Raw genomic sequence first — 15,250 nt, 5'->3', positions numbered from 1 at the left:
AAGCACCGGGACAGACAACGGCGTACTTCTGTGTTCACACCACCACCACGTCATCCACAAGGAACACTGGAGCATCCAGGTCCGTACCGGCATCCCCTGGTTCATCCCGCCCCCACACCTTGACCCCCGCCAAAAACCCCGACGCAACCACTACTTCCGCCCCGCCAACCTCGACACCCCCGGCTGACGCCGGCTGTGCCTTCAGACGGGGGCGGAGCAGTGCCGCGGATATTGTCGGAGCCCCGCCCTACCGTGGCTGGCATGGAACACGTCATGGTGAAATCAGGGCCGGATGGAAGGCCCCAGGCGGTGCTGCGCGGCGGCCGCGAATGGATTGTCGGCGCGGAGCCGGTCCGCTGGTTCGAGCGGGTGAGCTGGTGGGAGGCCGAGCGGCGGATGCCCAAAGGACTAAGCCGAGTCGACGTCGAGGTCTGGCGGGTCCAGGCGTGACCCGGCCGGAATGCGGGTTCTGCCCTCACCACGATGGAAATCATCCGTGACGGTCTGGGCGGCGGCTGGCGGCTGCGGGAGGCCGTAGCGGACGCGGCATAGCTGCGGCGTTCCGCTGGCTTCGCCTGGCCGGCCGCGGGTACCCAGGCCAGAAGTGCCGGGCATTGGAAAAGCCTTCCACCGCGACTATTGGGGGATGCCGCGGTGGAAGGCTTGTTATGAATATACCGTGAACTTCGGGAAATGTGAAACACGCACCGGGCGATTCTGCGCGGCAGAAACGCCTATTCGATGGCGAAACTTCGGTTGCAGAATGCCCTGAAGAACGCCGGCCTCTGGGGAGGTCCAGGCTAAGGCCGCCGGACCGGGACAAACACCCTTGGCTGGTTCTTCCACTCGGGTTCCATCTCCGAGATGGTCTCCCGCATGATCCGGTCCGAGGCCTCCCGGGCTGCCTCCGGGTTACCGGCGGCGATCGCCTCTGCGACGTCCACGTGCCACTGCAGCGCCGTGTCGGGGGGGTGGTCCGGCATCAGGCCATGCACAGTGCGGCCGGTCAGCGTCTCGGCCACCTGGCCCACCATGTTGGCAAACATCTCGTTTCCGGAGCCGGTCAGCAGCAGGGAGTGGAAATGGATATCGAGCTCCAGGAACCTCGGCACGTCCCCGGCCTGCCCGGCGTCGCGCATCGCATGCGAGACCTCCACAAGTTCGCGCCGGATTTCCTCCGGGGCGTTGGCGGCGGCCAGTTCGGCGGCCACGGGCTCGACGGCGGTGCGCAGCTCTGCGAGGGAGCGCAGCTGCGCGCCGCGGCCCGCGCCGGCGAGGCGCCAGCGGATCACCTGCGGGTCGAAGGGGTTCCAGCGGCTGGCCGGGAGCACCCGGATCCCCACACGCTTGGTCGTTTCGACCAGGCCGAGTGACTGAAGGACCCGCACCGCCTCGCGGACCACCGAACGGGACACCTTGAGTTCATCTTCGAGGTGCTCGGCCAGCATGATGTGGCCGGCCGGGAGTTCGCCCGCGACGATCCTGCTGCCGAGGTGCTCAATCGCGCGGTGGTGGAGGCTGGTTGACATAGTCGTAAGCATAGTGTGGCGGACGCTGTTCATACCGTCGGTCCGGCGTGGACCGGCGGAGACGCACCCGGAAATCATAGACTGTTTGTGACGCGCCATATTCCGCCACGTGGGCACTGCTTTCCCGCAGCCCGCGGAAATACATATGGTTTATTGACAGCCACTGATCCCAAGAAGACGGTCCCGCCCCACGCGCGGGACGAACTGCACTTGTTGCACAGAAATGAATTGGAGTTTTGATGTCAGCACACATCGGTGTCACCGGCCTTGCGGTGATGGGGGCCAACCTCGCCCGCAACCTGGCCCGGAACGGCTTCACCGTTGCCCTGCACAACCGGTCCGTCGAGAAGACCGACGCCCTGCTCGAAAAGCACGGCCAGGACGGCGACTTCGTCCGCACGGAGACCCTGCAGGAGCTCGTCGACTCGCTGGAGAAGCCCCGCCGCGTGCTGATCATGGTCAAGGCCGGCAAGCCGGTCGACTCCGTGATCGAGCAGCTTGAGCCGCTCCTGGAAGCCGGCGACATCATCATCGACGCCGGCAACTCACACTATGAGGACACCCGCCGCCGCGAAGCAGCCCTCGCCAAGAAGGACCTGCACTTCGTCGGCATCGGCGTCTCCGGCGGCGAGGAAGGTGCCCTCAACGGCCCCTCGATCATGCCTGGCGGCTCGAAGGAATCCTACGACGCCCTGGGCCCGCTCCTGGAAAAGATCGCCGCGCACGTCGACGGCAAGCCCTGTTGTGCCTGGATCGGCACTGACGGCGCCGGCCACTTCGTCAAGATGGTCCACAACGGCATCGAATACGCCGACATGCAGGTCATCGGTGAAGCGTTCGACCTGCTGCGCTCCGGTGCCGGCATCGAACCGGCCGAGCAATCCAAAATCTTCGCAGAGTGGAACAAGGGCGACCTCGCCTCGTTCCTGATTGAGATCTCCGCCGAGGTCCTTGGCCACGTGGACGCGAAGACCGGCAAGCCGTTCGTCGACGTCGTCGTGGACGCCGCCGGGCAGAAGGGCACCGGCCGCTGGACGGTCATCTCCGCGCTCGAACTGGGATCCCCGACGTCGGGCATCGCCGAATCGGTCTTCGCCCGGGCACTGTCCTCCCAGACGGAGCAGCGCAAGCTGGCCCAGGAACTGCTCGCCGGCGGCGAGGCCGACGTCGAGGTCCCCGAGAGCTTCGTCGAGGATGTCCGCCAGGCGCTGTACGCGTCCAAACTGGTCTCGTACGCCCAGGGGCTGGACATGCTCACCTCTGCGGCCAAGGAATACGGCTGGGACCTGAAGCTGGATGAGATCGCCTCCCTGTGGCGCGGCGGCTGCATCATCCGCGCCGAACTGCTCAAGGAGATCACCAAGGCCTACGCCGCGGAAGAGAAGCCGGCCAACCTGCTGTTCGCCCCGGCCTTCACCCAGGCGATCGCTGAGGTCCTTCCGGCCTGGCGCCGCGTGGTCTCCACCGCAGTCCTGCTCGGCATCCCCGTGCCGGTGTTCTCCTCCTCGCTGGCCTACTACGACGGCCTGCGCCGCAAGCGCCTCCCGGCTGCCGTGATCCAGGGCCAGCGCGACCTCTTCGGCGCGCACACCTACGGCCGCGTCGACGCCGAGGGAACCTTCCACACCCTCTGGGGCGAGGACAAGTCCGAAATCGAGGCAGTGGACACCCACTAGTTCCGCAACTGACGCCTGCGGCCGGTGCTCCCCGTTACTCTGGGAGCACCGGCCGTTCGCGTTTCCCCGGATCGTGCCCCGGCATTTTCGCAGTGTCCGTCACCGTAACTGTCCCGTCAGCGTCCCAGGAGTGCAGCAGATGACCCAGCATGTAGCTTTTGTCACCGGTGCCTCCACCGGAATCGGTTATGAGACCGCGTGGAAGCTCGCGGCCCGCGGTTTCACCGTCTATGCCGGCGCCCGCCGGGTCGAGAAGATGGAGCCTCTCAAGGCCCACGGCGTGACGGTTGTGGCGCTGGACGTCACGGACGAGGATTCCATGACCGCCGCCGTCGAGCAGGTGATGGCCGCCCACGGCCGGGTCGACGTCCTGGTGAACAATGCCGGCTACGGCTCCTACGGCTCGCTTGAGGAAGTGGAACTGGCCGAGGGGAAGCGGCAGTTCGACGTCAACCTCTTCGGGCTGGCGCGGATGACACAGCTGGTGATCCCCGGAATGCGGGCCGCCGGACGGGGGAGGATCATCAACGTCTCCTCAATTGGCGGAAAGATGTACGAGCCGCTGGGTGCCTGGTACCACGCCACGAAGTTCGCCGTCGAGGGCCTGAGCGATTCGCTGCGGATCGAACTGAAGCCCCACGGCATCGATGTATCCATCATCAAGCCGTCAGGAACCGAATCGGAATGGGGCGCCATCTCCGGCGACAGCCTGCTGGCCACGTCCGGCGGGGGACCCTACATGGACCAGGCGAAGGTGGTGGCGGCAGCGCTGGCTTCCACCGTGGGCTCCACCATGTCCACGCCCCCGGGTGTCATTGCCGACGCCATAGTCCACGCCGCGACGTCCGCGAAGCCCAGGACCCGGTATCCGGTGGGCAAAGGGGCGCGCGCCATCCTGCTGCTGCGGCGGCTGCTCCCGGACCGGGCCTTCGACGTCGTGATCTGGAACATCTACAAGCGGTTTCCCGCGTAGCTAGATCCGGTATTCGATCTCGTATTCGGCAGGGTCGACGGCGGGCTTGGTTTCGCGCTGCGCGTCGCGGTGCCGCCAGGTGGCCGGCACGCCGGTGAGGATCGATTCGGCCGGAGCGTCCTTGACCACGACGGCGTTGGCCCCGATGGCGCTGTCCCGGCCGATGGTGATGGGGCCCAGGACCTTGGCGCCGGCGCCGATCACCACCCGGTCCTCGATGGTGGGGTGGCGCTTGACCTTGGCCAGCGAACGTCCGCCGAGGGTGACTCCGTGATAAATCATGACGTCTTCGCCGATCTCGGCGGTCTCGCCGATGACGACGCCCATGCCGTGGTCGATGAAGAAGCGGCGGCCGATCGTGGCGCCGGGGTGGATCTCGATGCCGGTCAGGAACCGGGCGAGCTGCGAGACCAGGCGGGCCGGGAAGCGCAGCGCAGGGTTCTGCCACATCCGGTGCGTCAGGCGGTGGGCCCAGATCGCGTGGAGTCCGGAGTAGGCAAAGAAGTTCTCAAAAGAACCTCGGGCCGCCGGGTCGTGGGACCGGGCGGCGTCGAGGTCTTCCTTCAGTCTTGCGAAAAAGCTCACAAAGACCTTTCTACGAAATCTTGGGACAGGGCTGGACTCAGCCGCGGATGTCGTCGTACAGCACGGTGGAGATGTAACGCTCACCGAAATCGCAGACCACAGCAACAATAAGCTTACCGGCGTTCTCCGGCCGCTTGGCGAGTTCCAGGGCTGCCCAGACGATCGCGCCGGAGGAGATGCCGCCGAGGATCCCTTCCTTGACGCCGAGTTCGCGGGCCACGCGGACCGAGTCCTCCAGAGTGGCGTCGATGACTTCGTCGTAGACGTTGGTGTCCAGGATTTCGGGGATGAAGTTGGCGCCGAGGCCCTGGATTTTATGCGGGCCCGGAGCGCCGCCATTGAGGATGGCGGAGTCCTTCGGCTCGACGGCGATGATCTGCACGTCGGGCTTGCGCTCCTTGAGCACCTGTCCGACGCCGGTGACGGTTCCGCCGGTGCCGACGCCGGCAACGAAAATGTCCACCTTGCCGTCGGTGTCGGACCAGATTTCCTCGGCCGTGGTCTGGCGGTGGACCTCGGGGTTGGCCTCGTTGGCGAACTGCTGCGCCCAGATGGAATTCTCCGTGTTGGCCACGATCTCCTGCGCCTTTTCCACGGCGCCCCGCATGCCCTCGGAGCCCGGGGTGAGCACAATCTCGGCACCGTACGCGCGGAGCATGACACGGCGTTCGGTCGACATGGTTTCCGGCATGGTCAGGATGACCTTGTAGCCCCGGGCAGCCCCGACCATGGCCAGGGCGATGCCGGTGTTCCCGGAGGTGCCCTCGACAATGGTGCCGCCGGGCTTGAGGGCGCCGGACTTCTCCGCGGCGTCGACAATCGCGACACCGATCCGGTCCTTGACGCTGTTGGCAGGGTTGTAGAACTCGAGCTTGACTGCCACGGTGGCGTCGAGGCCTTCGGTCAGCCGGTTGAGCCTGACCAGCGGGGTTCCGCCAACCAGCTGGGTAACGTCGTCATAGATCCGTGCCATGGGTGTCTGCGCCTGTCTGTTGAAGAGGGAATACTGAGGTCAGCCTAACGAGGGCCCGCGAACCCTAGCTAAGCATTAAGCCATGCAGAGTAATATTTCCTGGCCTTGGCCAGCTTCGGATTGATGATCACCTGGCAGTACCCCTGCTCCGGGAACTTGCCGTAGTAATCCTGGTGGATTTCCTCCGCCCTGTGGAACACAGGCAGCCGGCTGACTTCCGTGACGATCGGGTGCGCCCACAGCGCCTGGTTCCGCTCGATCGCTTCTTCGAAGAGGATCTTCTCCTCGGTCGTCTCGTAGAACATCGACGAGCGGTACTGGGTGCCGACGTCGTAGCCCTGCCGGTTGGGCGTGGTGGGGTCGTGGAGTGCGAAGAACATGTCCAGGATGACCTCCGCCGGGACGACCTCTTCATCGAAAGTCACCGCCACCACCTCGGCATGGCCGGTGGTTCCGGAGCAGACGGCGTAGTAGTCGGGGTTGCGGTGATGGCCTCCGGTGTAGCCCGAAACTACAGCGCTGACACCCTTGGTTTTCTGGTAAACGGCGTCGAGGCACCAGAAGCAGCCTCCGCCGAGGACAAAAGTTCTCATGCTCTCTTCAATGGTTGAAGGGCCCCGATGATTCCCGGCGTCCGCGGCGCCGGCCTGCCGATAGGGTAAAAATGGGGGTATGGAACCTGTAAACACCGACGTTTCAGCCGGCCCTTCCGAAGGCACAAACTCCGAAGGCACCAACGCTGCCGGCCACGGAGCCGGGGAAACGGCCGCGGCGCCCACGCTGGGCATGATCCTGCTGGCCGTCGAGGAGCTCTGGCCCGAATCGCTCGCGGAGGACTGGGACGAAGTGGGCCTCGTGGCGGGGCACCCGTCCGCCCAGGTGGGCAGGATCCTCTTTGCCGTCGATCCCACCCTTGAGGTGATCGAGGAGGCCATCGAGTTCGGCGCCGAACTGCTCATCACCCACCACCCCTTGCTGCTCAAAGGTGTCACTTCGGTCGCGGCGACCACCGCCAAGGGCCGGGCAGTGCACCGCCTGATTGAGTCGGGCACCGGGCTGCTGACGGTACACACCAACGGCGATTCCGCCGTCGGCGGTGTCTCGGATGTCCTGGCCGACGCGCTGGGCCTGCAGAATGTCGTTCCGCTTTCCCCGGCCGCGAACGGCCTGCCGGAAGAAGGCATCGGGCGGGTGGGCGACCTTGAGGAGCCCCTCACCCTGGGCGACTTCGCTGCCCGCGTCTTCGGCATCCTTCCGGCGGTCGCGGGGGGAGTGCGGGTGTCCGGGGACCGGGACGGGCTGGTGCGCAGGGTGGCCCTCTGCGGCGGGGCCGGTGACTCCCTGTTTGGCGAGGTGCGGGCCAGCGACGCCGACGTCTACCTCACGGCCGATCTGCGGCACCATCCGGCGTCGGAAGCCCGTGAGGCGGCAGTCGACGACCGGCCCTATCTTATTGACGTCTCCCACTTCGCCAGCGAGTGGCTGTGGCTGCCCGCCGCCGCCGCGGCCCTCGGCAATGTACTGAGCGACCAGGGCCACGACGTCGAAATCCGGGTCAGCACCACCAACAGCGACCCGTGGGACTTCATACTGACTCCGGGCGGGGACTAGAGTCTAGGGAGCGCCGACACGGTGCCCGGCTTCGGCCGGCAGGGATTTAGCGGAGGTAAATAGTGGCCAAGGCAGCACCGGCGGAACAGTTGAAGTTGCTCGAATTGCAGGGACTTGATGCGAAGCTCAAATCCCTGTCCAACCGCCGCCGAAGCCTTGAAAGCGACTCCCGGATCACCGATCTTGAAGCAGCCCTTGGCGTGGCCAACGGTGAACTCGGCGCCGCGAAGGTAGCCGTCCACGACGCCGAACTGGAGCTCAAGCGGGCCGAAGCCGACGTCGAGCAGGTCGCCTCCCGGATTGAACGCGACGAGGCGAAGCTCAACAGCGGCACCGGCCTTTCCAAGGACCTCATGGCCCTGCAGCGCGACCTCGTGTCCCTGAACAAGCGCCGCTCCGACCTGGAGGACGTTGAGCTGCAGGTCCTTGAACGGCTGGACTCACTCCGCCTCCGCCAGACAAGCCAGCAGCAGATCGTTGACGACATCCAGGGCTCCTTCGGGTCCATCCGCTCCGAACTGGACGAACAGCTCGCGGAGATCGCAGCCGAGGCCACGGTGGTCCGCGGCAAGCGTGCAGAGTTCGCCGACGGGTTGGACGCCGGCCTGCTGGCCATCTACGAGAAGACCCTGGCCAGGCGAGGCGTCGGCGCGGCCCGCCTCTTCCACGGAACGTCCGAGGGCTCGGGCATGCAGCTGAGCCCCGGCGACCTCGCCGAAATCAAGGCCGCGGCCGAAGACGACGTCGTGTTCTGCCCGGACTCCGGCTGCATCCTGGTCCGCTCCTCCGAGTGGGCCTAGCCACCCAACTGACTGGCAGCAGGGGCCGTTTTGGGCGCTCAAAACGGCCACAACTGCTAGCTAGTTGGGCAGGATCAGGTTAAGGGTGTGCGGCTTCCGGGCCGTGCCCTCGACCAGTTCGGCGGTCCACTTCTCGGCCGCTGCTCTCTGCAGCTGGGCAGGAGTCTGCAGCGCCTTGCCCCGGCGGACCAGCAGGTGCCGGGCAAGTTCGCCCCGGGTGTGCTTGGCGAAGTGGCTGACCACCTTCCGTGCGCCGTTGACCTCGGTGTACACGTTGACTGCGACGGTCTGCGACGGCGGGGGAGTCCACGCGGCAGCGTAGGTGCTGGAGCGGCAGTCCACCAGCAGTTCACCGTCCGCGGCGGCCGCAAGGGCCTCAGCGAGGTGCGGTTTCCAGAAGGACGCCAGGCGTCCGACGTCGGGCAGTGCGGTTCCCATCGACAGCCGGTAGGCAGGCACCCGGTCGCCGAAGCGGATGGCCCCCCAGAGCGCGGAAATGACCAGCACTGATTCGTCCGCCTTCTTCCGCTGCGTCGGGGTGAGGGAGTTGTAGTCGAGCGCGTCGTACAGCACCCCGGAGTAGACCTGATGGGCGGGTGCCGCCGGCTCGGCGTGCAGCCTGGTATTCCGTTCGACGTCGGCCCACAGCGAGGCGCCGACGCCCAGAAGCGCCAGGGCGTCCTCATGGGCGCTGACGGTTCCGAGCCCCTCCAGTACCTTGGCCCGGCATGTGTTCAGTCGGGGGAAGCTCAGGGTGGTCCAGTCGACGGCGTCGCCGGACGTGGCGGGGGTCTTGCCTTCGGAGGGCGGCAGCAGAATCAGCACCGTCCAATCCTAGTGGGGCCGGTTCTTCCAACCCGCCCGCCTGTCAGGCCGCCTGGACGGGTGGAAGCTGCGCCGCCTGCGCCGCCTGCGCCGCCTGCGCCGCCTGGACCGCCTGCGCCGCCTGGACCGCCTGCGCCGCCTGCGCCGCCTGGTTTTCGCGCGCGAGGAAGGCCGAAAGCTCACCGATGGTGCTCATCAGCGGTGCGGGGAAAACCACCGTCGAGTTCTTGTCCACGGCGATTTCCACCAGTGACTGCAGGTTCCGCAACTGCAGCGCCAGCGGGTGGGCCATCATCGTGTCGGAGGCCTCGCCCAGGGCGGCAGCGGCGATCGACTCTCCCTCGGCGGCGATGATCTTTGCCCGCTTCTCACGCTCGGCCTCGGCCTGGCGGGCCATGGCGCGCTTCATGGTCTCCGGAAGTTGGATGTCCTTGAGTTCCACGAGGGTGACCTCGACGCCCCACTCCAGTGTGAGGGCGTCGAGGATCTCGCGGATGTCGCTGTTGATCCGCTCCGTTTCCGAGAGCGTCTGGTCCAGGCTGTGCCGGCCGACGACTTTGCGCAGTGTGGTCTGGGCGATCTGGTTGATCGCCGCCGACACGTTTTCGATCGCCACCACCGATTTCACGGCGTCCACGACCCGGTAGTAGGCCACCGCCGAGATGTCGACGCTGACGTTGTCCTGGGTGATGATGCCCTGCGACTGGATCGGCATGGTCACGATCCGCAGGCTGACGAGGTTTAGCTTGTCGACAAACGGGATAATGAAACGCAATCCGGGCATCCGCACGCCGACCACCCGGCCAAGCCGGAACGCCTTGCTCGTACTGCCGCACAATTTGAATCGCCATCCTGGCCAGCACGATCACCACAACCACGACGATCAGCCACACGATGACAACGGTCCAGGCCATCGGAATCGGTCCTTGCCTGGGGGATACTTCCTGTCTAAATTCTCCCACCGGAGGCCCGAAAAAGATCCGGGGGAGGCGGCTGCTGGAGGAGACCGTAGAATGGACGGCGGATGGGTTGACCAGGCGGCCGCGCGTCACGCAAGTGGCTCGAGGAACGTCCGGGCTCCGCAGGGCAGGGTGGTGGGTAACGCCCACTCGGGGTAACCCGCAGGCCAGTGCCACAGAGAACAGACCGCCTGCATGCGGCGCGTGCTTGCATGGGCTGCAGGGCAGGTAAGGGTGAAACGGTGGTGTAAGAGACCACCAGCTTCCCGGGTGACCGGGAAGGCTAGGTAAACCCCACCCGGAGCAAGGCCAGACAGGGCACGTTCGAGGGCTGCTCGCCCGAGTGTCCGGGTAGGCTGCTGGAGGGCGTCGGCAACGGCGTTCGTAGATGGATGGCCGCTACTCCCGCGCTGGCAACGGCGCGGGAACACAGAACCCGGCGTATCGGTCAACCCATCCACTCACATTCCCCGTGCCTACCCCGGGTGTCTGACCTGGCGCCGTCCTCCTCGACCGCAAACGAAAGCGGCGGCCGGCACCGTGTGGTGCCAGCCGCCGCCGGGAAAGACCAGGTTTCGGATCAGGCCTAAGCCTTCCGCTTCACCCAGCCCCACACCCCTGTTGCCACAAAGAGGACCAGCCCAATGACGGCCAGCCACAGCAGGCCCTTAACGGCAAAGCCAAGAATCGAAAGAACGAGCCAGATGATGAGTAGTGTGATTATGAGTCCCATACGAACATCCTAACGGCCAACGGCCCACAGACACGGAATATACGGCGCCTGCAGGTCCGGCCAGCCTTCGCCCGTTAGCGGGACGAAATTTCGCGATTTACCTCTTCCCTGCGGCGCTGCAGGCTGAAGCGAATGCTTGACATCATCGCGGCAGGACCAGAGACTGCAGTGAACGTTCAAGTAACGGTGCGGTCAGCGAAGAGCATAGGAGCAATAGTGCCGGACGACGGAGCATACGACTACGTGATTGCAGGCGGCGGCACCGGCGGCAGCGTCCTGGCGGGCAGGCTGAGTGAAGACCCCTCAGTCACCGTTCTCCTGCTGGAGGCCGGCAGATCGGACCGCCATCCGTTCATCCACGTCCCGGCTGGTTTCCCGAAGCTCAAGGGCGGCCCCTACCAATGGGACTACGCGAGCGTCCCGCAGAAGCACAGCAACGGCCGCCTCATCCCGCTCGCTCAAGGCCGCGTGCTGGGCGGCGGCGGGTCCATCAACTCCCAGGTCTTTACGCGCGGCGTGGCCGAGGACTACGACAACTGGGTCACGGACTATGGCTGCGAAGGCTGGTCCGGTGACGAGGTGAGCAAGTACTTCATCCGCTCGGAGTCCAACAGCCGGCTCTCGGCACCGCACCATGGAACCCTGGGCCCGCTCGGAGTCTCCGACCTCCTGCGTCCGCATAAGCTCTCGGCGGCCTTCGTCAAGGCGGGCCAGGAGTTCGGGCTGCCCTACAACAGCGATTTCAACGGGGCCCAGCAGTACGGCGTCGGCTTCTACCAGACCACCACGAAGAACGGCCGACGGTGCAGCGCGGCGGTCGCCTACCTCAAGCCGGCCCGCAAGCGGAGCAATCTCACCGTCCGCGCCAACGTGACCGTCTCCAGGGTGATCGTCAAGAATGGCCGGGCCGTTGGAGTCCAGGCGATCCAAGGCGGCAACGCGCGCACGTACACGGCAAACCGTGAGGTGATTGTCTCCGCCGGTGCCTTCGGCTCGCCCAAGCTGCTGCAGCTTTCGGGCATCGGCGACCCCGAAGATCTCGTCGCGGCCGGCATCGATACCATCCATGCCCTGCCCGGCGTGGGAAAGAACCTGCAGGACCACTGCGACGTCGACATCGTCTACGAACTCACGGACTACCACAGCCTGGACCGGCTCAACCAGGTCCGCCCGGCCACCGTCCTGGCCGGCGTCGAGTACCTCGCCTTCCGTTCGGGACCGTTCGCTTCAACCCTTGTCGAGGCCGGTGGCTTCAGTTACGCCAACAAGGACGAGAAGACCCCCGACCTACAGTTCCACTTCCTCCCCGCCGCGCGGATGGGGACCGGCGCCGCCGCTTTGAAACCCGGCTTCGGTGCCACGCTGAACTCGTACTTCCTGCGGCCCCGGAGCCGGGGAACAGTTCGTCCCGTGTCCTCGGACCCGGGCAAAGCACCCCTTATTGATCCGAACTACCTCGCCGACGACTACGACCTTGAAATGGCCATCGCCGGGGTGCAGCAGAGCCGTCAGATCATGGAGCAGTCGTCGATGGCGGCACTCACCAAGGCGGAGCACATTGGCGACGGCTCCCGGGTGGAAACCCGCGACGAGTACGTGAAATTCGTCCGCTCCTTCGGCCGGACCTCGTACCACCCCGTCGGAACCTGTGCCATGGGAACCACCGATGAATCTGTGGTCTCGCCGCGGCTCAAGGTCCACGGGCTCGAGGGATTGCGCGTGGTTGACTCCTCGATCATGCCGCGGCTCGTGAGTGCCAACACTCAGGCGCCGACCATCATGATCGCGGAAAAGGCCGTCGACATGATTCTCCAGGACGCCAGGTGGTAGACCGGAAGTGCCCGTGGTCCCAGCCGGCCCCCAGGGCCGTGTGAGTCATTTCACGCGTCACCGGGCACCGGACCGTGCCGGACCGCCAGTAGAATGGACGGTGAACGTAGAAGTTCTGCCGCCGGGTCTGCGTTCGCAGCCGGCGGCTTTTCTTTGCTCGACACAGGCACCCGGGGTGGACCGAATCCCCGGAGCCGAGGTTCCGGACACCCTCCGGCAGCCGACTTCCGCATACGACGCCGTATGTGGTGGATTCTAGGAAGGTATTTCTGTGAGCCAGACGTCAGATTCTTGTCTTGATACGTGGATGGGCCGGGAGGCGCTCGCCGAGGCCATGATCCCGGTAATCGGCCGGCTGTACCGCGAGAACAACGTGGTCACGTCCATTCACGGCCGCAGCCTGATCAACAAGTCCACCATGAACATCCTGAAGGCGCACCGCTTCGCCCGCCGGATGAGCAAGGAAGAACTGCGCCTCGAAGAGACAGCCCCGCTGCTGGACGCCCTGACCAAGCTGGACCTCGGCGCCGCGGCCATCGACATTGCCCGCCTCACCGAGAAGTACCGCGTCGAGGGCAACGGTGCCACCCTGGACGAGTTCCTCCGCGGGGAACTCGCCGAGGTTGTTGGCAAGCGTGGCGGCGACGACCGCACCAGCACCGACGTCGTCCTCTACGGCTTCGGCCGCATCGGGCGGCTCCTGGCCCGACTCCTGGTCGAAAAGGCCGGCGGCGGGCACGGCCTGCGGCTGCGGGCGATCGTGGTCCGCCGCGGCTCGGATAACGACCTGGCCAAGCGCGCCAGCCTGCTTCGCCGCGACTCGGTCCACGGCTCCTTCGAAGGCACCATCAAGGTGGACCTCGAGAACGACACCATCACCGCCAACGGTGTCCAGATCCAGGTCATCTACTCGGACAACCCCGCCACGGTCGACTACACCGCCTACGGCATCCACGACGCACTCGTCGTCGACAATACGGGACGCTGGCGCGACGCCGAAGGCCTCTCCCAGCACCTCAAGAGCAAGGGCGTTTCCCGGGTTCTGCTCACGGCTCCGGGCAAGGGTGATCTTAAGAACATCGTGCACGGCATCAATCACGCAACGATCACCGATGCGGACAAGATCGTCTCCGCGGCTTCCTGCACCACCAATGCCATCACCCCCGTCCTGAAGGCGATCAACGACCGTTACGGCGTGGTGCATGGCCACGTGGAGACCGTCCACTCCTTTACCAACGACCAGAACCTGATCGACAACTTCCACAAGGGCGACCGCCGCGGACGCTCCGCCGCGCTGAACATGGTCATCACCGAGACCGGTGCCGCCACGGCAGTAGCCAAGGCCCTGCCGGAGCTCCTCGGCAAACTGTCGGGAAGCTCGATCCGGGTCCCCACCCCGGACGTGTCCCTGGCCATCCTGAACCTGAGCCTGGAAAACGGCACCTCCAAGGATGAGGTCAACGACTACCTGCGGGAGATGTCGCTGCACTCGGAGCTGCGGAAGCAGGTCGACTACATCGATTCACCCGAGGTTGTCTCCACAGACTTCGTCGGCTCCCGCCGGGCAGGCATCGTCGACGGCCTGGCCACCATCTCCAACGACAAGAACGTCATCCTCTACGTCTGGTACGACAACGAGTTCGGCTACAGCTGCCAGGTGGTCCGTGTCATGGAGGAAATGGCCGGCGTGAACCCGCCGTCGTTCCCCGCCAAGGACGCGGCAGCAACGCTGGAGGCAGCCGGCCTGCCCGTCGAGGTCCAGGCCTGACGGCACATCCTGCGAACTCTGTTCCGCCTTTCCCGGCCGATCCTCTGGAATCGGCCGGGAAAGGGCACCACAATGGTGCAATGGAACAGAACCCGGCAGTAGAGCACGAAACCACCCTGGAACACGCCCTGGACGTAGCGCGGCGGAACGCCAAGGAAGCCAAACGGCTCCTCGACGACGCCCGCGCCAAGCATGCGGCCGGTGAGGTCGACGAGGCGCGGGTCCGGCAACTCGAATCGCTCCTGGCCCTTGCCAACGAAGACCTTGTGCGCGTGACGAAGGAGAACTAGCGGGCTACCTGTCCTCCACACTGTGGACAACCCCCGCAGCGTCTGAGGCCCGGCCTAGGCTTCGGGGGTGGAAAGAACTAGTCCCGCCCCGGAACTCTCCGGATTCAAGCACGCTGCCCGGGTGCCGGATTGACGCTCACGTGGCCGGAGTTCCGGCAGGCACGACGGCGGTCCCGCCAGGCGTGGGCCCTGCTGGCTGCCGCGGCACTCACCGTTGTCGCGGTGCTCGGGTGGTTCTTCACCGCCGGGCAGTTTGGCGCCGTCGACCCGACCGACGGACCCAGCGAGGCGCCTGTGCTGGCAGCCGGCTGGATGAACGCCGTCGCTTCCGTGCGGCCGGTTCCGGCCGGCTCAGCCGCGGCGCTGCTGGACACGCTTACGGTCAAGGGGCGGGCGGCCCAGGACAACTACGACCGCAGCGCCTTCGGCCAGGCCTGGCTGGACGTGGACCGCAACGGTTGCGATACCCGCAACGACATCCTCCGCCGCGACCTGACGGGTGCCGGGTTTACCAGGGAATCCGGTTGCCGCGTGGCCGCCGGGACGCTCCGGGAACCGTACACGGGCCGGCAGATCACGTTTAGCCGCAATACCGTTTACTTAGGTGGTTTGGGTATTCGTTTGAGCGGCCAGCCTGACATCTTGCGTTTGACTACGCGGGGGTTGCTTCGTTGTCGGCGTGGTGGCAGGAGGTCGTG

At 65.8% G+C, this 15,250-nt stretch carries 15 protein-coding genes, 1 other RNA gene and 2 pseudogenes; 11 read left to right on the top strand and 7 right to left on the bottom strand.

Features of this window, described 5'->3' with window-relative positions; translation table 11 throughout:
• Together ACZY0Y_RS18000 and ACZY0Y_RS17995 are read left to right on the top strand one after the other, a co-directional pair.
• A partial coding sequence (locus ACZY0Y_RS18000) for a hypothetical protein (RefSeq protein WP_463959562.1) occupies nucleotides 1-187 on the top strand: 187 nt, incomplete at its 5' end.
• 74 nt (nucleotides 188-261) lie between these two features.
• Nucleotides 262-552 (top strand): annotated as a pseudogene (locus tag ACZY0Y_RS17995) (hypothetical protein).
• A gap of 248 nt (nucleotides 553-800) precedes the next feature.
• Here ACZY0Y_RS17995 and ACZY0Y_RS17990 read toward each other — a convergent pair.
• Nucleotides 801-1,529: a FadR/GntR family transcriptional regulator gene (locus ACZY0Y_RS17990; RefSeq protein WP_463959560.1), complete on the bottom strand. Its 729-nt coding sequence runs from the start codon at nucleotides 1,527-1,529 to the stop codon at nucleotides 801-803.
• A gap of 239 nt (nucleotides 1,530-1,768) precedes the next feature.
• Between ACZY0Y_RS17990 and gnd the strand changes: the two genes are divergently transcribed.
• Nucleotides 1,769-3,205: an NADP-dependent phosphogluconate dehydrogenase gene (gnd, locus tag ACZY0Y_RS17985; protein ID WP_463884537.1), complete on the top strand. Its 1,437-nt coding sequence runs from the start codon at nucleotides 1,769-1,771 to the stop codon at nucleotides 3,203-3,205.
• Between the two features lie 139 nt (nucleotides 3,206-3,344).
• A complete protein-coding gene (locus ACZY0Y_RS17980) occupies nucleotides 3,345-4,178 on the top strand; it encodes an oxidoreductase (RefSeq protein ID WP_463959558.1) in 834 nt (277 codons plus the stop codon).
• Here ACZY0Y_RS17980 and epsC read toward each other — a convergent pair whose 3' ends face one another.
• The 3 genes from epsC to msrA all read right to left on the bottom strand — a co-directional run bounded on the left by epsC (nucleotide 4,179) and on the right by msrA (nucleotide 6,329).
• On the bottom strand, nucleotides 4,179-4,763 hold the full coding sequence (gene epsC, locus ACZY0Y_RS17975; protein ID WP_463884540.1) for a serine O-acetyltransferase EpsC: 585 nt from the start codon (nucleotides 4,761-4,763) through the stop codon (nucleotides 4,179-4,181).
• A gap of 37 nt (nucleotides 4,764-4,800) precedes the next feature.
• Nucleotides 4,801-5,736: a cysteine synthase A gene (gene cysK, locus ACZY0Y_RS17970; protein ID WP_463884542.1), complete on the bottom strand. Its 936-nt coding sequence runs from the start codon at nucleotides 5,734-5,736 to the stop codon at nucleotides 4,801-4,803.
• Nucleotides 5,737-5,804: 68 nt separating this feature from the next.
• The gene (msrA, locus tag ACZY0Y_RS17965; RefSeq protein WP_463884543.1) at nucleotides 5,805-6,329 is read right to left on the bottom strand and encodes a peptide-methionine (S)-S-oxide reductase MsrA; all 525 of its coding nucleotides are present in this window, start codon (nucleotides 6,327-6,329) and stop codon (nucleotides 5,805-5,807) included.
• A 79-nt stretch (nucleotides 6,330-6,408) separates the two neighbouring features.
• Here msrA and ACZY0Y_RS17960 point away from each other — a divergent pair, with 79 nt between their 5' ends.
• Together ACZY0Y_RS17960 and ACZY0Y_RS17955 are read left to right on the top strand one after the other, a co-directional pair.
• Entirely contained in the window at nucleotides 6,409-7,347 is a 939-nt protein-coding gene (locus tag ACZY0Y_RS17960; protein ID WP_463884545.1) for a Nif3-like dinuclear metal center hexameric protein, read from the top strand.
• A 62-nt stretch (nucleotides 7,348-7,409) separates the two neighbouring features.
• Nucleotides 7,410-8,147, top strand: coding sequence for a zinc ribbon domain-containing protein (locus ACZY0Y_RS17955; protein ID WP_463884547.1), 738 nt, complete (start codon nucleotides 7,410-7,412; stop codon nucleotides 8,145-8,147).
• A gap of 60 nt (nucleotides 8,148-8,207) precedes the next feature.
• Here the strand turns inward: ACZY0Y_RS17955 and ACZY0Y_RS17950 are convergent, their stop codons facing one another.
• On the bottom strand, nucleotides 8,208-8,972 hold the full coding sequence (locus tag ACZY0Y_RS17950; protein ID WP_463884548.1) for a YaaA family protein: 765 nt from the start codon (nucleotides 8,970-8,972) through the stop codon (nucleotides 8,208-8,210).
• Between the two features lie 43 nt (nucleotides 8,973-9,015).
• Nucleotides 9,016-9,810, bottom strand: a complete 795-nt coding sequence (locus ACZY0Y_RS17945) for a slipin family protein (RefSeq protein ID WP_463959557.1) — start codon at nucleotides 9,808-9,810, stop codon at nucleotides 9,016-9,018.
• A gap of 187 nt (nucleotides 9,811-9,997) precedes the next feature.
• Here ACZY0Y_RS17945 and rnpB point away from each other — a divergent pair.
• An RNA gene (gene rnpB / locus ACZY0Y_RS17940) (RNase P RNA component class A) lies at nucleotides 9,998-10,391 on the top strand.
• 126 nt (nucleotides 10,392-10,517) lie between these two features.
• On the opposite strand, the gene ACZY0Y_RS17935 is transcribed toward rnpB, so the two are convergent.
• Nucleotides 10,518-10,664: a hypothetical protein gene (locus ACZY0Y_RS17935; protein WP_202129072.1), complete on the bottom strand. Its 147-nt coding sequence runs from the start codon at nucleotides 10,662-10,664 to the stop codon at nucleotides 10,518-10,520.
• A gap of 216 nt (nucleotides 10,665-10,880) precedes the next feature.
• On the opposite strand from ACZY0Y_RS17935, the gene ACZY0Y_RS17930 reads away from it, so the two are divergent.
• The 4 genes and pseudogenes from ACZY0Y_RS17930 to ACZY0Y_RS17915 all read left to right on the top strand — a co-directional run.
• Nucleotides 10,881-12,494: a GMC family oxidoreductase gene (locus ACZY0Y_RS17930; protein WP_463959555.1), complete on the top strand. Its 1,614-nt coding sequence runs from the start codon at nucleotides 10,881-10,883 to the stop codon at nucleotides 12,492-12,494.
• A 271-nt stretch (nucleotides 12,495-12,765) separates the two neighbouring features.
• Nucleotides 12,766-14,262: a glyceraldehyde-3-phosphate dehydrogenase gene (locus ACZY0Y_RS17925; protein WP_463884553.1), complete on the top strand. Its 1,497-nt coding sequence runs from the start codon at nucleotides 12,766-12,768 to the stop codon at nucleotides 14,260-14,262.
• An 80-nt stretch (nucleotides 14,263-14,342) separates the two neighbouring features.
• Nucleotides 14,343-14,552: a hypothetical protein gene (locus ACZY0Y_RS17920; protein ID WP_463884554.1), complete on the top strand. Its 210-nt coding sequence runs from the start codon at nucleotides 14,343-14,345 to the stop codon at nucleotides 14,550-14,552.
• Nucleotides 14,553-14,681: 129 nt separating this feature from the next.
• Nucleotides 14,682-15,250, top strand: a pseudogene (locus ACZY0Y_RS17915) (hypothetical protein); the annotation flags it as partial.

The organism is Pseudarthrobacter kochi, assembly GCF_055412805.1.
This window is presented reverse-complemented; position numbering and strand designations above follow the sequence as displayed.